The sequence below is a fragment of the Streptomyces spinosisporus genome (genome assembly GCF_022698145.1).
Classification (GTDB): Bacteria; Actinomycetota; Actinomycetes; order Streptomycetales; family Streptomycetaceae; genus Streptomyces; species Streptomyces spinosisporus.
Genome location: NZ_JALDAX010000012.1, coordinates 191,594 through 208,720 on the forward strand (window position 1 = coordinate 191,594; position 17,127 = coordinate 208,720).

Genomic DNA, 17,127 nt, shown 5'->3' on the forward strand with positions numbered 1-17,127 from the left:
ACTGCCACCCGTCCGTGCCGGTGCACCGCTCACCGGCTCCGAGTGACCCGCGCTCAGGGACGCCATGCCTCGATCGGATTGCCCAGCCAGCGGGTGTCGTCCGGGACGGACTCCGCTGCCATGACGAGCGACGCGGGACCCAGCGTGGTGCGGGCCCCGATCGTGCTGCCGGGCAGCACGATCCCGCCAGGGCCCAGCGTGGCGCCCTCACGGAGAACCACAGTATCCGTCCGCAAGATCCGGTCGTGGAAGAGGTGGGTCTGCAGGACGCAGCCGCGGTTCACGGTCGCGGCGTCCCTGAGCGTCACGAGATCGGTCTCGGGCAGCCAGTAGCTCTCCACCCACACGCCCCTGCCGATCCGCGCACCAAGGCCGCGCAGCCAGCCCGTCATCAGCGGCGTCCCCGGCACCGAGGCGGCCAGCCACGGCACCGCGACCACCTCGACGAAGGTGTCCGCCAGCTCGTTGCGCCACACGAATCCGCTCCACAGCGGGTGCTCACCCGCGCGGTGCCGCCCCACGAGCAGCCACTTCGCGACGATCGAGACGCCGGCCGCCGCGCCGCCCGCCGCGAGCAGCACCAGCCCGGACAGCGGCGCCGCCCACGGCCCCAGCAGACACAGCACCGCCACCGTGGCGGCCGCGATCGCCGCCGAGCAGAACACCGGCACGATCCGGCACAGCTCCACCAGAGCGCGCGCCCACAGCAGCCGGGCCGGCGGGTCGTAGGTCCGGCTCTGGTCGCCGGACTCCGTGCTCCGCGGCAGCCGCACCGGCGGCAGCCCCAGATAGGAGCTGCCCTTCTTGGCCTTCTTCGGCGTCGCCGACAGCACCCCGACCAGACCGCCGTCCGGCACACTGCGCCCCGGCGCCGTCATCCCGGAGTTCCCGAGGAACGCCCGCCGCCCGATCTCCGCGCGCCCGATCCGCATCCAGCCCCGGCCGAGTTCGTACGGCGCGGTCAGCGTGTCGTCGGCGAGGAACGCACCCTCGCCGACCGTGGTCAGGCTCGGCAGCGCGAGCACGGTGGACACCTCGGCCCCGCGCCCGATCCGCATCCCGAGCAGCCGCAGCCACACCGGCGTGACCAGCCCGGCGTACAGCGGGAACAGGGTCTCGCGGGCGCGGTCCATCAGCTGCGTGACCGTCCAGGCCTGCCAGCCGGTCCTGCTGTGCGTCGGATACGTGCCCTCGCGCAGCCCCAGGCTCAGCAGCCGTACACAGACGACGATCAGCAGCGCGTACGCCGCCCCGAAGGCCAGTGTCGCCGGGACGAGCGCGAGGGCGGCACCCCGCACGGGCGCGGCCGGGTCGACGAACGCGCACGCCACGAGGAACGCGGCCCCGCCCGCGAGCAGCGGCAGCGCGGACAGCGCGAGGCCCGTCAGGCCGTACATCACACGCCAGTACGTGCCCCGCTGCGGGCGCTCCTTGGGCCAGTTGCGCTTGGCCTTGCCGAGCTTGACCGCGGGCCCACCGGCCCAGCGCTGACCGGTCGGGATCTGCCCGGTGACCGCCGAGCCCGGCGCCACCTCGGCGCGCTTGCCCACGTGGGCGCCCGGGAAGAGCATGCTGCGGGTACCGACGGTGGCGTGCGCGCCGACCTTGACCGCGCCGATCTCCAGCCGGTCGCCGTCCAGCCACCAGCCGGACAGATCGACCTCGGACTCCACGGCCGCGCCCCGGCCCAGCTTGAGCAGACCGGTGACCGGCGGCAGCGAGTGCAGGTCGACGTCCTGGCCGACCTTGGCGCCCAGCGCGCGTGCGTACCGCTCCAGCCAGGAGCCGGTCAGCGAGGTCGCCCCGCTGACCTCGGCGAGCCGCTCGGCGGTCCACAGCCGCAGATGGACGCCGCCGCCGCGCGGGTACCGGCCGGGCTGCACACCCCGCAGCAGCAGCCGCGCACCGCCCGCGGCCGTCGCGAGCCGCCCGGGCGGCGTGCAGAGCACGAGACCACCGAGCGCGAGCAGCCACCAGGGGGCCGTCGGCAGCCAGGACCAGGCGGGCAGCAGATTCCCGGCCGCCGCGAGCGCGACCGTCCAGCGCAGTCCGAGCAGGGTGAACAAAGGGACGAGCAGCAGCAGTTGGATCACCTTGGCGCGGACCGGCACCGGGGCGACGGTGCGCTCACCCCCGTCGTCGTGCGCCGACTCCTCCAGGTGCCGGGCCAGCTTGCGCAGGGTGGGCTGCTGGTAGATGTCGAGGACGGCGGCGCTCGGGTAGCGGGCGCGCAGCCTTGTCGTCAGCTGCGCGGCGGCCAGGCTGCCGCCGCCGATCGCGAAGAAGTCGTCCCGGGCGCCGGTGACGGGGATGCCGAGGACTGCCGTCCACTGCTCGGCCAGCCACGCCTCGGTGCCGTAGAGCTGCTCGGCGGGACCGCTGGTCTCCAGCCCCTCCAGGGGCCAGGGCAGTGCGTTCCGGTCGACCTTGCCGCTGGTCCGGGTCGGCAGGACCTCGACCGGGGCGAGCAACGGGACGAGCGCGGCGGGCAGTTCGGCGCGCAGCTTCTGCACGGCGGCCGCGTGGTCCCAGCCGTCCTGGGTGACGACGTAGCCGACGAGGAGCTGGTTGCCGCTGCGGGCGGTGCGCACGGCGGCCGCGGCGCCCGCGACACCGGGCAGCGCCTGCAGCGCGGCGTCCACCTCGCCGAGCTCGATGCGGCGACCGCCGAGCTTGATCTGCTCGTCGGCCCGCCCCAGGAACACCAGCCCCTCCGGCTCGGCCTTGACGAGGTCACCGCTGCGGTACGCCCGATCCCAGCCCAGCGCCTCCAGTGGCGCGTACTTCTCCGCGTCCTTCTCGGCGTCGAGATAGCGGGCGAGCCCGACCCCGCCGATCACCAACTGCCCGCTGCCGCCCATCGGCACGGGCTCCCCGGCCTCGTCGACGACGGCCAGCTCGTAGCCGTCCAGCGGCAGCCCGATCCGAACGGGCTCCTCGCCGCCCAGCAACGAGGCGCACGCGACCACCGTCGCCTCGGTCGGCCCGTAGGTGTTCCAGACCTCGCGCCCCTCGGTCACCAGCCGTTGCACCAGCTCGGGCGGGCACGCCTCACCACCGAAGATCAGCAGGCGTACGTCGTTGAGGGTCTCCGGCTCCCACAGCGCGGCCAGCGTCGGCACCGTCGAGACGACGGTGATCTCCTGCTCGACCAGCCAGGGCCCGAGATCGGCGCCGCTGCGGACCTGCGAGCGGGGCACGGGCACCAGACAGGCGCCGTGGCGCCAGGCCAGCCACATCTCCTCGCAGGACGCGTCGAAGGCGACCGACAGCCCCGCCATGACCCTGTCACCGGGACCGATCGGGTCGTCGGTCAGGAACAACGCGGCCTCGGCGTCCACGAACGCGGCGGCACTGCGGTGGCCGACCGCGACGCCCTTGGGCTTCCCGGTCGAGCCGGAGGTGAAGATGATCCACGCGTCGCTCCCGACGCCGGGCCGCGCGGCGGGCACGTCGCCGCGCCCGGTGACGGTCAGCTCGTGCCCGGCCCCGACGACGGCCCGTACCTCCGCCTCGCCGAACACCAACTCGGCCCGCTCGTCCGGGTCCTCGGCATCCACGGGGACGTAGGCCGCACCCGCGGCGAGAACCGCCAGGACGGCGACATAGAGGTCGTTGCTCCCCGACGGCACGCGGACACCGACCCGGTCACCGAGCCCGACACCGGCCGCGGCCAGCCGCCCGCGCAGCCGCTCCACCTCGGCGGCCAGCGCGCGATAGGTCAGCCGGGTCGTCCCGTCGTCCAGGGCGAGCTCGTCCGGGTAGGAGCGTACGGACGCGTCGAAGATGTCGACGAGCGTGCGAGCGGAGGCCGCCTGACCTCCCGAAAAACGTGCGGTGTCACCGAACTGCCGGTGGATCTCAGCGCCGAGCTCATCGTCGAGCAGGCCGAGAGCACTGCCCTCGTGTATGGCTGCCATCGGTCCTCGCGTCTCGATCCCGGAAGCCTCCGGGGCGCTGGCGGGCCCGCAGGTCTGCCTGGGGTTGTCCTCCTCCAGCTCCGTAACAAGCCGGAAATTTTAGTACGACGCTAGGTTCGCGACCTTGGATCGGCCACTCGGGAGGGCCGCTCGGAGACACCCGGAGACCGACACCGGCTCGCTGACCTCGCGCTTCTTCGGCGAAGGAGAGATGCCCCACACGACGAGTGAGGCCGTGACCCCGAGGGGTCACGGCCTCACTTCCGCTGTGGTGTCCGAGGGGGGACTTGAACCCCCACGCCCGATAAAGGGCACTAGCACCTCAAGCTAGCGCGTCTGCCATTCCGCCACCCGGACAAGGTGTCTGTCGTGCGGGTTTGCCCGCCGCGACGTAGGAAACAGTACCAGGCTCCGGAGGGGGTCCCGGTCACCCCCTTCCGGCGTGAACGGCGTGTGACGGAGCGGGTCCGCTCTTGGGGTGCGACCGGGGGAGAGGGAGGATGAGGGGAACCACCAGCAGTGACAGCGGGAGGAAGCAGCGTGAGCGAGGCGGACACGGCGCGGGGCGTCACCGGCGAGGACGAGGTCGTGGACCTCTGCCGCGAGCTGATCCAGATCGACACCAGCAATTACGGCGACCACTCGGGTCCGGGTGAGCGCAAGGCGGCCGAGTACGTCGCCGGGAAGCTCGCCGAGGTGGGTCTCGAACCGGAGATCTTCGAGTCGCACCCGGGCCGGGCCTCCACCGTGGCCCGCATCGAGGGCGAGGACCCCTCGCGGCCCGCACTTCTCATCCACGGCCACCTCGACGTCGTCCCGGCCAACGCCGACGACTGGACCCACCACCCCTTCTCCGGCGAGGTCGCCGACGGGTGCGTCTGGGGCCGCGGCGCCGTCGACATGAAGGACATGGACGCGATGACCCTCGCGGTCGTACGCGACCGGCTGCGCAGCGGGCGCCGGCCCCCGCGCGACATCGTCCTCGCCTTCCTCGCCGACGAGGAGGCGGGCGGCACATACGGCGCCAAGCACCTGGTCACCGAGCACCCCGGTCTCTTCGAGGGCGTCACCGAGGCGATCAGCGAAGTGGGCGGGTTCTCCTTCACGGTCAGCGAGCAGCGCCGGCTCTATCTGATCCAGACGGCCGAGAAGGGCATGCATTGGATGAAGCTGAAGGTGGCCGGCACCGCGGGCCACGGCTCGATGATCCACCGGGACAACGCGATCACCGAACTGTCGGAGGCGGTCGCACGCCTCGGCCGGCACCGCTTCCCGGTCCGCGTCACCAAGACGACCCGCGCCTTCCTCGACGAACTCGGCGACGCGCTCGGCACCGAGCTGGACCCGGAGGACATGGAGGGGACCCTCGCCCGGCTCGGCGGCATCGCCAAGCTCATCGGGGCCACCCTGAGCAACACGGCCAACCCCACCCAGCTCGGCGCCGGCTACAAGGTCAACGTCATCCCCGGCGAGGCCACGGCGCACGTCGACGGGCGCTTCCTGCCGGGCTTCGAGGAGGAGTTCCTCGCCGACCTCGACACGATCCTCGGACCCAAGGTGCAGCGTGAGGACGTGCACGCCGACAAGGCCGTCGAGACGACCTTCGACGGGGCGCTGGTGGAGGCCATGCAGTCCGCGCTGGTGGCCGAGGACCCGGCCGCCAAGGCCATCCCGTACATGCTCTCCGGTGGCACGGACGCCAAGTCCTTCGACGACCTCGGCATCCGCGGCTTCGGCTTCGCCCCGCTCAAGCTGCCCCCCGAGCTGGACTTCGCGGGCATGTTCCACGGCGTCGACGAGCGGGTGCCGGTCGACGGCCTGAAGTTCGGTGTGCGCGTCCTGGACCGGTTCATCGACGCGTCGTGACCGTCGCACATCGACGCTTCGTGACCTTCGTAATCGGCAGCGCGTACGGAGCGGCGCCGGGACGGGTGAATGCGACCATCAGGTCGTAGCTCCATTACTTCCTCCTCGTTACAGGTAATGCGATCAGCAACACGAGATCGCTTTTGCCAACAAGGAGGAATAATGATCAAGAAGGTCGTCGCTGCTGCGGCTGCCACTGGTGGTCTGGTTCTCGCGGGTGCGGGCCTGGCTGTCGCCGACTCCGGTGCTCAGGGTGCCGCCGTGCACTCCCCGGGCGTCGTTTCCGGCAACGTCGTTCAGGTGCCCGTTCACGTCCCGGTGAACGTCTGCGGCAACACGGTCTCCGTGATCGGGCTGCTGAACCCCGCCTTCGGCAACACCTGCATCAACAAGTGACGTCGATCCGCTGAGGGTCGTTTCACGCCGTCGGCTCCGGAGCGCACGCCATGCGCTCCGGAGCCGACCGGCCGTTGTCCCGGATTTCTTCGTGGAATTCGCAGGATTCCAGGTCAGGATCGAAGGCAGGAGAATTCAGCAATGCGACAGGTCACCCGCAAGGGCCTGATGACCGTGGCGGCCGCGACCGGCGTGCTCGCCGCAGCAGGCGGCTACGCCCACGCCGACTCGGGCGCGAGCGGTTCCAGTTCCGACTCACCGGGCGTCCTGTCCGGCAACACGGTGCAGGTGCCCGTTCACGTCCCGGTGAACGTCTGCGGCAACACGGTGGACGTCGTCGGGATCCTCAACCCGGCCATGGGCAACACGTGCGCCAACAAGAGCGACGGCGGCGACTCCACCGGCGGACACGGCGGCTCCCGGGCCGACGGACACGCCAGTGACTCGCCGGGTGTCGGCTCCGGCAACCACGTCCAGGTGCCGGTCGACGTCCCGGTGAACGTGTGCGGCAACAGCGTCGACGTCGTCGGCATCGGCAACCCCGCCAAGGACAACGACTGCACCAACAACGGCTCGGGCGGCGGGCACAAGACGCCTCCCGGTGACGACGAGACGACTCCGCCGGGCAACCCCGACCACCCGGGCAACCCCACGGAGCCCACTCACCCCGGCACCCCGAGCACGCCTCCCGGCAAGGGCGGCGAGACACCGGGCGACACGCACCCGAACCACCCGGGCACCCAGACGGTCACCCAGCCCAAGGGCTCCGCGCAGCTGGCGCACACCGGCAGCGACCTGCCGATGGGCGTCGTGCTCCCGGTGGGTGCGGGCGCGCTGCTGGCCGGAGCGGTCATGTACCGCAAGGCACGCGCTTCCGTATAAGGCGACGCTTCCGCACAAAGCGACACAGGCGCGGACGAAGCACCGGAAACTTCCCCCGACGGTGCGCAGAACGGAGCGGGCCCCGTGCTGGCGGGGCCCGCTCCGTTTCGGTCGTCCGTCCCGGCCTCAGCTCACCACGTGGCACGCACCTGGCGGATGATCCGCCGTCGCAACCGCACCCTGCGGCTTCCGTCGCGCATCAGGCTCAGACGGTCCAACTCCCAGTGACCGTACTCGGCATGGTCCGTCAGCAGGCGTGTGGCGTCCTTGCGGGAAACCCCGCGCGGTACGTACACGTCGACAAATTCGTATTCCGGCATCGCATCTATTGTGCGGGCTGGGGCCCGGTACGGATAGCGTCTGCACTATGTCTGATGCTGTGCAGCCCACCGCTGCCGAGGTACGCGCCGCCGCCGAGGCGGTCAAGACCGCGCTCGACCGCCACCTGGCCGCGGTCGAACGCAGGTCCGGGGAGGACGACCCGGCCGTCTACGAGGCCTTCAACGAGCTCGCCGCGGCCGCCGAGACGTACGACGAGCTGCTCTACGACCGCTACGACGAGGTCACGCCCTTCGAGATCCCCGGTGCGGAGGACACACTGCCGCCGTACAAGGGTCCCGAGGAGCCGAACGCGCTGAGCGTGCTCATCCGCCGCGACTACGCCGTGGTGGAGCCGCAGCGGCTGCTGGCACAGGCGCAGCGCGTGGAGGCCGCGGACTCCGACGACGGCCGAGGCGCGGGCGCGGAGGCCTCCACGACGGTGCACGGCGCGCTGGGCATCCTCTTCGGCGAGTTCGAACCGGACGAGATCGCCTCGCGGCACAAGGAGTTCGGGCTGGAGGAGGGCGACTCCACGCTCTGGGTGACGGCGACGGACGAACCGGCCGAGCCCGGCGAGTGGCTGGAGGCGCCGTTCGACCAGATCGACCCGCAGCGGGTGGTGTGCCGCTTCGACGTCAGCGCGGTGTTCGACGAGGACCTCGACGACATCGGCCTCGACGACGACGAGGACGAGGTCGACCTCGACGACGACCTGGACGGCGACGAGGACCTGGAACCGCTGGACGCGGAACGCTGAGGACCGCGGACACCGGGCCGTCACGTCACGGCCGGGACGGCGGCGGCCCCGGGGCGAGGACCCCGGGGCCGCCGTCGTCGTCCTGGGCTCGGTGAGGGCGGGGTCAGCCGGTGGCCGGTACCTGGGTCGCCAGCAGCAGGGGCAGGCGGGTGGTGCGGGGCTTGGCGACGACCTCGGCCACGGCTCTGGGGAGTGCCTGTTCGACGCCGTGGACCACGGACAGATGGCGGTCCGCTCTGCCGAACGCGGTGTAGATCCACGGGCGGCTCAGGGCGGGTACCGCGTCCCCGGGCAGCACCGCGACCACCGCGGGCCACCGGTCACCCACCGCCTGGTGCGCGGTCAGCGCCCATCCGTGCCGCACGGACTGCTCGACCCGCTCCTTCGCCACCACGACGGGCAGGCCCGAGCACGACAGATGCAGCCCGTCGGCGTCGGCCTTCACCACGGCGCCGGGGACCGTACGCCCCGGTGCGGGGGAGTAGGCGATCCGGTCGCCGGGGTCGAAGCCGCCGAAGCGGCCGGGGCCGGGGTTGAGGCGTTCCTTCAGCGCCGCGTTGAGCGCCCGTGTGCCCGCTGCGCCACCGTGGCCCGGGGTGATCACCACGGTCTGCTCGGGGGGAACGCCGATCGCGCGCGGCACCGAGTCCGCGACGAGCTGCACGGTGCGGTGCACGGCCTCGCCCGCGTCCCGCACGGGGACGATGACGACCTCCTTGCCGGGTGCGTCGACCTGGCCCAGCTCGCCGATGCCGATGCCGGAGACCAGCTCGCCGAGCGGCCCGGAGTCGGGCAGCCGGGAGGAGATCCGGGGGCAGATCCGCGCCGCCAGCAGGTCGGCGAACACCCGCCCGGGTCCGGCCGACCACAGCACCGCCGGGTCGCCGGAGAGCACCAGCCGGGCACCGTCGGGCAGCGACTCGATGAGCAGGGCCGCCGTTTCGACGTCCAGCTGGGGTGCGTCCAGCACGACGAGGAGATCCAGGTCCAGCGCGCCGTCGGCATCCCGCCCGGGGCCCTCGACGCCGGAGAGCAGACCGGCGACGGTGGTGGCGCGGGAAGCGTCGCGGCCGTCGCTCCGGTGCCCCCGCCCGGCGCCCTCCTGCACGTGCCCGGAGTTGCCCTGACCCTGCCCGGCCCGGAGTGCCGCCGCGAACCGGTCGCGGCCGCCCGGGGTGTGCGTGGCCGCCCAGGCGCGCAGGCCGAGGCCTGCCGCGACCTCCAGCAGCGCCGCCGGCTCGGCCCGGGACGCCTCGCCTCCGGTGTGCAGCACCAGGCCGTGGCCGGCGACCGCGCGGACGAGTTCGGCGGTGGAGCCGTGCGCCGCGGCGGCCGCGCGCTCCCAGTCCTCGGCCGAACCGTCCTGCTTGGGCACGGAGTTGATCAGCCGGGCCAGACCGTCGGCCAGGCTCTCCTCCGCGAGGGCGTACCGCTCCAGGCCGATCAGGACGCGGACCGGGCGCTCCTCGGCCTCCTCGCCGTCCTCGGCCGGCTCCGGAGCCGGCGCGGTCGGGTCGAGGGCGTCCTGGAAGACCAGCGCCTCGCCCTCCGCGACGGCGCTCTGCACGGCCGATTCCGCGTCGGGCACGGCCCGTTGGGCCAGCGCCGCGATGAGCGCGGACATCTCCAGGGCCGTGTGCCCGGCGAGGGCCGCCTGCTCCAGCAGCCAGCCCGTCAGCGCCCGGCCCCGCCGCTCGTCGTCCGGACGGCAGTCCGCGCCGAGCAGCGCCCGCGCGAAGCCGTCGGCCTGCTCCGGCCGTACGCCGCCGACGCGCAGCAGCAGCCACGGATCCGACCGCAACTGCTCGTCCGCACCCTCGCCGAGGGCCGCGGTGACCTGCGGTGCGAGTGCCTCCGGGGCGCCTCCGTCGGCCAGTACGCGTCCGACCGCGCCCACCGTCTCCGGGGCCGGAGCCGCGGCCGGTGCGGCGGGCGCGGGCTGCGGCCGGCGCACCGGCTCGGCCGTGGGGCGCCGGGGGGCGCGCTCGGGTTCGCCGAAGACGGTCGCCACGGGCTTCTGACCGCTCTCCACGGCCCGGACGGCGGCGAGCAGATCGGCCGCCTTCCCGCTGAGCTTCGCGCCACTGTCGATGGGCCCGCGCTTCTCGGCCTTGCGCCGCTCGATCCGCTCCCGCTCGATCCGCTGCGCCGCCAACTCGGCCTCGGCCTCGGACCGCTGAGCAGCACTCTCACCGTCGCCGTCGGAGGGCGACTGCCTGACGGGGTCCGCGTCAGCTCCCGCTGTCCCCGCGTCCGTCACGTCGTCGCGCGGGGCGCCGTGCACGCCCTCGCCGTGCGCGCCTTCGCCCGGTGCGGCGTCACCCGCCACCTCGCGCTGCGCGGCGGGGTCCGCGTCCGGTGTCGCCGTCCCTGTACCCGGCGCATCGCTGTCGGCCGGCCCGTCCTGCGCGGCGCGGCTCGCGGCCCTGCTGCCCGCCGCTCCGTCCCGCCCGGCGAGATCCGCGTCCGGTGCTGCCGTGCCCGTATCCGCCGCGCCCCGCGCCGCCACCCCCGGCTCGGTGTTCTCCGTGGTCTCCGGGTCCGTGCTCACAGCGTGCTCCAGTCGTGATCGGGATAGCGGTGCACGGGCGCCGACACATCGTCGAGAGCCCGGCAGATCTCGTCAGGAAGACTAAGCGTCTCCACTGACAATGCCGCCGTGAGCTGCTGCGCGTTGCGCGGGCCGATGATGGGGGCGGTCACGCCGGGCCGGTCCCGGATCCAGGCGAGGGCGACCTGAAGGGGCGTCACCGCGAGCCCGTCCGCCGCGGTCTGCACGGCGTCCACGATGCGGCTCGCCGTGTCGTCGAGGTACGGCGCCACGAAGGGCGCCAGGTGTTCCGAGGCGCCGCGCGAGTCGGCGGGAGTGGTGTCGCCCCGGTACTTGGCCGTCAGGACCCCGCGGCCCAGCGGCGAGGACGGCAGCAGCCCGACACCCAGGTCCAGCGCCGCCGGCAGCACCTCGCGCTCCACGCCGCGCTGCAGCAGTGAGTACTCCATCTGCGAACTGGCCAGTCTCGTACGCGTACCGGGCGCCGCGAGCTGCCAGGTCGCGGCCTTGGCGAGCTGCCAGCCGCAGAAGTTGGAGACTCCGGCATACCGTGCGCGCCCGCTGCTGACCGCGACGTCGAGGGCGTGCAGGGTCTCGTCGAGCGGGGTGTACGGGTCGTAGGCGTGGATGTGCCACACGTCGACGTAGTCCGTGCCGAGCCGGGCGAGCGAGGCGTCCAGCGCGGAGAGCAGATGCCCGCGCGAGCCGTCGACGCGGCGGTCCGGGTCGGGCACACTGCCGGCCTTGGTCGAGATCACCAGATCCCGGCGCGGGACCAGGCCTTCTATGAGGCGTCCGAGCAGATACTCGGCCTCCCCGTCGCCGTACACGTCCGCCGTGTCGACGAGGTTGCCGCCCGCTTCCCAGAACGACTTCAAGAGGTCCGCGGCGTCGTGTTCGTCGGTGTCCCTGCCCCAGGTGAGGGTGCCGAGTCCGATACGGGACACGCGAAGACCGGTACGGCCGAGATGCCTCTGCTCCATGAACGCCGAGATTACTGGCCTGAACCTGTGGCGTGGGGGCCTGTGGACAACCAGTTTTCTCACGCTAGGGTCTGCGGAACAGGCACGTTACTGATCGGTAAGGGGAAACGGCATGCAGCTCGGGATCAACCTCGGCTACTGGGGTGCCGGAATGGACGCGGACAACCTCGCGGTCGCCAAGGAGGCCGACCGGCTCGGCTATGCCGTCTGCTGGGCCGCCGAGGCCTACGGGTCGGACGCGGCCACCGTGCTCAGCTGGGTCGCCGCCCAGACCGAGCGCATCGACATCGGCTCGGCCATCTTCCAGATCCCGGCCCGCCAGCCCGCGATGACCGCGATGACGGCGGCCACGCTCGACTCCCTGTCCGGCGGCCGCTTCCGCCTCGGCATCGGCGTCTCCGGACCGCAGGTCTCCGAGGGCTGGTACGGCGTCAAGTTCGACAAGCCGCTGGCACGCACGCGTGAGTACGTCGAGATCGTGCGCAAGGCGATGACCCGCGAGCGTCTGACGTACGAGGGCGAGCACTGGACGCTGCCGCTGCCCGGCGGACCGGGCAAGCCGATCAAGCTGACCGTGCATCCGCAGCGTGAGCACATCCCGCTGTACATCGCCGCGATCGGCCCGAAGAACCTCGAGCAGACCGGCGAGATCGCCGAGGGCGCCCTGCTGATCTTCCCCTCCGCCGCGCACCTGGAGGAGACCACGATCAAGCACCTGCGGGCCGGGCGCGAGAAGGCCGGCAAGACCATGGAGGGCTTCGACGTCCACCCGACGCTGCCGCTGGCCGTCGGCGAGGACAAGGACGTGGCCACGCTCGCCGACGCCTTCCGCCCCTACACGGCGCTGTACGTCGGCGGCATGGGCAGCGCCAAGCAGAACTTCTACAACCAGCTCGCCCAGCGCATGGGATTCGAGGCCGCGGCGGCCGAGATCCAGCAGAAGTACCTCTCCGGCGACAAGCAGGGCGCCGCGGCCGCCGTACCGCACGACCTGATCGACCAGACGACGCTGCTCGGCTCCGTGGGCCGCGTCGCGGACCGGATGAAGGAGTACGCGGCGGCCGGAGTCACGAGCCTCAGCCTGAACCCGGCGGGCTTCACGCTCGACGAGCGGCTCGCCTCGCTCCGGGCCGGCATGGAGGCCCTGGAGCGCGCCGGACTGGCGTGACACCGGGGGCTGGAGGTTTCTGCGGCCGTGGTGGGGGCTCGGGGGGTCTTCCCCGCCACGGCCGTCACGGTGAACAACGCGCGCGGGTCCACTCGGTTACGCCCCCGTGCGCCCTGGCGGGTCCACCTTTTGGCGGAGTTGTCCGATACAGCTGTTGCAGCACCTCTCGAGCCGCATTTGACTCGTTCTTTGCGGAATCCGGCGGAGTTCCGTGAGTCCCGCAGAGAGGTGTCCACGATGCTTTCGGCAAAGAGCCTGTTCCAGGAGATCCTCGACGACGACGAATCGTTCGCCCTGTTCTGCTCCATCGCGGCCGGTGGGGAGTCACAAGGAGGCTGGGAGAACGGCCGCATCGCCGCACTCGTACCGGAGAGCGAGCACGGGCTGGCCCCCAAGATCACCCGGCACGGCGCGGACGAGGACAAGCACGGGCGGATCTTCAACGCCCTGATGAAGAAGCGCGGGCTCGACCCCGTCCCGGTCCCGCCCGAGACCGACTACACGATGCTCCTGGAGAGGCACGGCATCGGCCTCTCCCACGAGAAGCTCAAGGGCGAGGAGCGGCTCACCGTTCAGGACATCGTCACCTACCTCGCCCACAGCCGGGTCACCGAACAGCGCGCCTCCGAGCAGATGGACCTGCTGCGCAGGCACTTCGCCGACCACCCCGACGTCGGGCGCGCGGTGAAGATGATCTCCAACGACGAGGACAACCATCTGGCCTACTGCCACGAGGAGTTGCTGCGCTTCGCGCGCGCGGGGCACGGCCGGGCGATCCAGCGGACGCTGCGCGAGTGCGCGCTCGCCGAGATCCGCATCTACCGCGACGTCAGCCTTGCCGTCATGGACCACATGGGACGCATCCTCGGCTGGTCGAGGACCAGGTCGGCGGTGCTCGCCGCCGGCATCCACGCCGTCTACGCCTACGAACGGCTCGCGGGCTGGCGGCGCATGGTGAGCCTGCGGATGCCGGAGCGGCGCGACGCGCTGGGCGGGCCCGCGGCGAGCACACCCGAGTTCGCCTGAGGCCCGGGCACGGGTCCTACAGCCAGCCCCGGCGCTTGAGCAGCCGGAAGAGCAGTACCTCCAGGACGGCCATCAGCAGGATCACCGCCGGGTACGACACGGTCCAGTGCAGCTCGGGCATGTGGTCGAAGTTCATGCCGTAGATCCCCGCGATCATCGTGGGGACCGCGGCCATGGCCGCCCACGCGGAGATCTTCCGCATGTCGTCGTTCTGCCGGACGCTCATCTGCGCGAGATGCGCCGACAGCACGTCCGAGACCAGCCGGTCCAGCCCCTCCACCGACTCGTTCACGCGCGTGAGGTGGTCGCTCACGTCCCGGAAGAACGGCTGTGCCTTCTCGTGCACGAAGGGCACCTTGGTGCCGAACATCCCGTTGCCCGCGAGCCGGGCCAGCGGCTGCGTCAGCGGTCCGGTGGCCCGGCGGAACTCCAGGACCTGCCGTTTGAACGCGTAGATCCGGGACGCGGTGTGGCGCGAGCCGCCGCCGGTCGGCGAGAACACCTCGGTCTCCAGTTCCTCCAGGTCGGTGCTGAGTTCGCCCGCCACCTCCAGGTAGTGGTCGACCACGGCGTCGGCGATGGAGTAGAGCACCGCCGTGGGCCCGTGCCGGAGCATCTCCGGCTCGTCCTCCAGGCGGTGCCGCACCTGCGCCAGGGGTGCCTCCTCGCCGTGCCGCACCGTCACCACGAACGAGTCGCCGACGAAGACCATGACCTCGCCGGAGGTGACGATGTCGCTCGCCGCCTCGTACCCGACCGGCTTGAGGACCATGAACAGCGAGTCGTCGTAGACCTCCAGCTTGGGCCGCTGATGCGCGCTGAGCGCGTCCTCGACGGCCAGCGGATGCAGCCCGAACTCCTCGGTGACCCGGTCGAACTCCTTCTCCGTCGGCTCGTGCAGGCCGATCCAGACGAAGGCGTCGCGCCCCCGGCGGCACTGCGCCAGAGCGTCCGAGAAGTCGTCGGGCCCCTCGGTGCGACGCCCGTCGCGATAGATGGCACAGTCCACGATCACGGAGCGCATTCTCCCGTCGTACAGGCGTGGACGCACCCCGGCGTGCGCCTACTCTTGGCCACATGCCCACGCTGATCCTGGTCCGGCACGGACGTTCCACCGCCAACACCGAAGGGGTGCTCGCGGGCTGGACGCCCGGTGTCGCTCTCGACGAACGCGGGGCCGCGCAGGCCGCCGCACTGCCCGGGCGGCTCGCCGAGCTGCCGATCCGCGAGGTGGTCAGCAGCCCGCTGCAGCGCTGCCGGGAGACGATCCAGCCACTGCTGGACGCCCGGCCGGAACTCGCCGTCCACACCGAGGAGCGCATCGGCGAGGCCCACTACGGCGACTGGTCCGGCCGCAAGCTCGCCGAGCTGGGGGACGAGCCGCTGATGCAGGTCGTGCAGGCGCACCCGTCGGCCGCCGCGTTCCCGGGAGGCGAGTCGATGCGCGCGATGCAGACCCGCGCCGCCGAGGCCGTACGCGAGTGGAACGCGCGCGTGGAGCGCGACCACGGAGCCGACGCCGTCTATCTGATGTGTTCGCACGGCGACATCATCAAGTCGCTCGTGGCGGACGCACTGGGACTTCATCTCGACCTCTTCCAGAGGATTTCCGTTGAACCGTGTTCCATCACCGCGATCCGTTACACACGCCTGAGGCCGTTCCTCGTGCGCCTCGGTGACACCGGTGACCTCACCTCGCTGGTGCCGCGCGAGGAGCCCCCCGCGGACGACGCCCCGGTCGGTGGCGGTGCGGGCGCACCGTGATCGTCGGGAGCAGTAGGGTGAAGCGGTCGCAGTAGCGCCGCAACCGACCGCACCCGCAGGCCGTGCGGCCATCCGGTCCCATGTCGATCCCCGATTCCAGGAGACAGGACGTGTCCCGTCAGGTGTTCCTCTACGACCCGCCGGACCGCTTCGTGGCCGGTACGGTCGGGCTGCCCGGACGCCGTACGTTCTTCCTCCAGGCCACCGCAGGCCCCCGTGTGACCAGCGTGGCCCTGGAGAAGACCCAGGTCGCCGCCCTTGCCGAGCGCATGGACGAACTGCTCGACGAGGTCGTACGGCGCAGCGGCGGCAGCGCCGCCGTCCCGGCCGTGGCCTCCACCGAGATCACCGACTCCGACCCGCTGGACACCCCGGTCGAGGAGGAGTTCCGGGTCGGCACCATGGCGCTCGCCTGGGACGGCGAGGAACAGCGCATGATCGTCGAGGCGCAGGCCCTCGTCGAACTCGACGCCGACTCCGAGGAGGACCTCGCCGAGGCCGAGGAGCGCCTGCTGCAGGACGAGGAGAACGGGCCCCCGATGCTGCGGGTCCGGCTGACCGGCACGCAGGCGAGAGCCTTCGCCAAGCGTGCCCTCGACGTCGTCAACGCCGGGCGGCCGCCGTGCCCGCTGTGCAGCCTCCCGCTCGACCCGGAAGGACACGTATGTCCGCGCCAGAACGGATACCGCCGCGGAGCGTGACGCCCGTCGAGCTGCTCGCCGACGGTGAGCTCACCGTGCGCGGCAGAATCCGCGAGGCGTCCAACGCAGCGCTGTACTGCACGATCTCCCACGAGGGGCGGGAGGCGGCCTGCATCTACAAGCCCGTGGCCGGCGAACGCCCCCTGTGGGACTTCCCCGACGGCACCCTCGCCCAGCGCGAGGTGGCCGCCTACGAGGTCTCCGAGGCGACCGGCTGGGGGCTCGTCCCGCCCACCGTGCTGCGCGAGGGGCCGTACGGCGAGGGCATGGTCCAGCTGTGGATCGAGGCGTCCGCCGATGGTGACGCTCCCGAACTGCTCGCCCTCGTGGACGCCGAGGAGCCCGAGCCGGGCTGGAAGGCGATCGGTCTCGCCGAGGTCGGCGAGGGCCGCACCGCGCTGCTGGTGCACGCCGACGACGTACGGCTGCGACGGCTCTCGGTGCTCGACGCCGTGATCAACAACGCGGACCGCAAGGGCGGCCATCTGCTGCCGACGTCGGAAGGCCGGCTGTACGGCATCGACCACGGGGTGACCTTCAACACCGAGAACAAGCTCAGGACACTGCTGTGGGGGTGGGCGGGGGAGCCGCTGGACCCGGAGGCGGTCGGTGTCCTCAAGACGCTCCAGGAGGCCCTGGGCGCCCAGGGAGCGCTCGCCGCGCGGCTGTCGGCGCTGATCACCCGGGCCGAACTCGACGCCACGCGCGCGCGTGTCGCCGAACTGCTGGAGTCGGGGAAGCATCCGGAGCCCGGCGGGGAGTGGCCGGCCATTCCGTGGCCGCCGGTCTAGG

General features: G+C 72.1%; 14 protein-coding genes and 1 tRNA gene. 9 read left to right on the forward strand and 6 right to left on the reverse strand.

Annotation, left to right across the window (positions count from 1 at the left end):
• Positions 1 to 53: 53 nt before the first annotated feature.
• Both MQN93_RS28715 and MQN93_RS28720 read right to left on the reverse strand, forming a co-directional pair.
• Positions 54 to 3,920, reverse strand: a complete 3,867-nt coding sequence (locus tag MQN93_RS28715) for a Pls/PosA family non-ribosomal peptide synthetase (protein ID WP_242711854.1) — start codon at positions 3,918 to 3,920, stop codon at positions 54 to 56.
• Between the two features lie 269 nt (positions 3,921 to 4,189).
• A tRNA-Leu gene (locus MQN93_RS28720) sits at positions 4,190 to 4,277 on the reverse strand.
• A gap of 183 nt (positions 4,278 to 4,460) precedes the next feature.
• Between MQN93_RS28720 and MQN93_RS28725 the strand changes: the two genes are divergently transcribed.
• The 3 genes from MQN93_RS28725 to MQN93_RS28735 all read left to right on the forward strand — a co-directional run bounded on the left by MQN93_RS28725 (position 4,461) and on the right by MQN93_RS28735 (position 7,064).
• Positions 4,461 to 5,786 (forward strand): M20/M25/M40 family metallo-hydrolase, encoded by a 1,326-nt coding sequence (locus MQN93_RS28725; RefSeq protein WP_242711855.1) that lies wholly within the window; start codon positions 4,461 to 4,463, stop codon positions 5,784 to 5,786.
• 162 nt (positions 5,787 to 5,948) lie between these two features.
• On the forward strand, positions 5,949 to 6,182 hold the full coding sequence (gene chpH / locus MQN93_RS28730; RefSeq protein ID WP_016434424.1) for a chaplin ChpH: 234 nt from the start codon (positions 5,949 to 5,951) through the stop codon (positions 6,180 to 6,182).
• A 141-nt stretch (positions 6,183 to 6,323) separates the two neighbouring features.
• Positions 6,324 to 7,064 carry a chaplin gene (locus tag MQN93_RS28735; RefSeq protein WP_242711856.1) on the forward strand — a complete coding sequence of 247 codons (741 nt, stop codon included), beginning with the start codon at positions 6,324 to 6,326 and terminating at the stop codon, positions 7,062 to 7,064.
• Between the two features lie 131 nt (positions 7,065 to 7,195).
• On the opposite strand, the gene MQN93_RS28740 is transcribed toward MQN93_RS28735, so the two are convergent.
• Positions 7,196 to 7,384, reverse strand: coding sequence for a DUF5703 family protein (locus MQN93_RS28740; RefSeq protein WP_007380901.1), 189 nt, complete (start codon positions 7,382 to 7,384; stop codon positions 7,196 to 7,198).
• 47 nt (positions 7,385 to 7,431) lie between these two features.
• Between MQN93_RS28740 and MQN93_RS28745 the strand changes: the two genes are divergently transcribed.
• On the forward strand, positions 7,432 to 8,142 hold the full coding sequence (locus MQN93_RS28745; RefSeq protein WP_242711857.1) for a hypothetical protein: 711 nt from the start codon (positions 7,432 to 7,434) through the stop codon (positions 8,140 to 8,142).
• A gap of 103 nt (positions 8,143 to 8,245) precedes the next feature.
• Here the strand turns inward: MQN93_RS28745 and MQN93_RS28750 are convergent, their stop codons facing one another.
• Together MQN93_RS28750 and MQN93_RS28755 are read right to left on the reverse strand one after the other, a co-directional pair.
• Positions 8,246 to 10,693, reverse strand: a complete 2,448-nt coding sequence (locus MQN93_RS28750; RefSeq protein ID WP_242711858.1) for a helix-hairpin-helix domain-containing protein — start codon at positions 10,691 to 10,693, stop codon at positions 8,246 to 8,248.
• Entirely contained in the window at positions 10,690 to 11,676 is a 987-nt protein-coding gene (locus MQN93_RS28755) for an aldo/keto reductase (protein ID WP_242711859.1), read from the reverse strand. Before MQN93_RS28755 ends, MQN93_RS28750 begins: the two co-directional genes overlap by 4 nt.
• A 112-nt stretch (positions 11,677 to 11,788) precedes the next feature.
• Here MQN93_RS28755 and MQN93_RS28760 point away from each other — a divergent pair, with 112 nt between their 5' ends.
• Both MQN93_RS28760 and MQN93_RS28765 read left to right on the forward strand, forming a co-directional pair.
• A complete protein-coding gene (locus MQN93_RS28760) occupies positions 11,789 to 12,844 on the forward strand; it encodes an LLM class F420-dependent oxidoreductase (RefSeq protein WP_016434419.1) in 1,056 nt (351 codons plus the stop codon).
• 237 nt (positions 12,845 to 13,081) lie between these two features.
• The gene (locus MQN93_RS28765; RefSeq protein ID WP_242711860.1) at positions 13,082 to 13,870 is read left to right on the forward strand and encodes a ferritin-like domain-containing protein; all 789 of its coding nucleotides are present in this window, start codon (positions 13,082 to 13,084) and stop codon (positions 13,868 to 13,870) included.
• Between the two features lie 16 nt (positions 13,871 to 13,886).
• Here the strand turns inward: MQN93_RS28765 and MQN93_RS28770 are convergent, their stop codons facing one another.
• The gene (locus MQN93_RS28770; protein ID WP_242711861.1) at positions 13,887 to 14,885 is read right to left on the reverse strand and encodes a magnesium and cobalt transport protein CorA; all 999 of its coding nucleotides are present in this window, start codon (positions 14,883 to 14,885) and stop codon (positions 13,887 to 13,889) included.
• 62 nt (positions 14,886 to 14,947) lie between these two features.
• Between MQN93_RS28770 and MQN93_RS28775 the strand changes: the two genes are divergently transcribed.
• The 3 genes from MQN93_RS28775 (at position 14,948) to MQN93_RS28785 (ending at position 17,126) form a co-directional block, all read left to right on the forward strand.
• Positions 14,948 to 15,634, forward strand: a complete 687-nt coding sequence (locus MQN93_RS28775; RefSeq protein ID WP_016434416.1) for a histidine phosphatase family protein — start codon at positions 14,948 to 14,950, stop codon at positions 15,632 to 15,634.
• A gap of 110 nt (positions 15,635 to 15,744) precedes the next feature.
• The gene (locus tag MQN93_RS28780) at positions 15,745 to 16,335 is read left to right on the forward strand and encodes a DUF3090 domain-containing protein (protein WP_016434415.1); all 591 of its coding nucleotides are present in this window, start codon (positions 15,745 to 15,747) and stop codon (positions 16,333 to 16,335) included.
• Complete coding sequence (locus tag MQN93_RS28785; RefSeq protein ID WP_242711862.1) at positions 16,299 to 17,126, forward strand: SCO1664 family protein; 828 nt, start codon at positions 16,299 to 16,301, stop codon at positions 17,124 to 17,126. The genes MQN93_RS28780 and MQN93_RS28785 overlap by 37 nt, the downstream gene beginning before the upstream one ends.
• The last annotated feature ends 1 nt before the right edge of the window (position 17,127 follow it).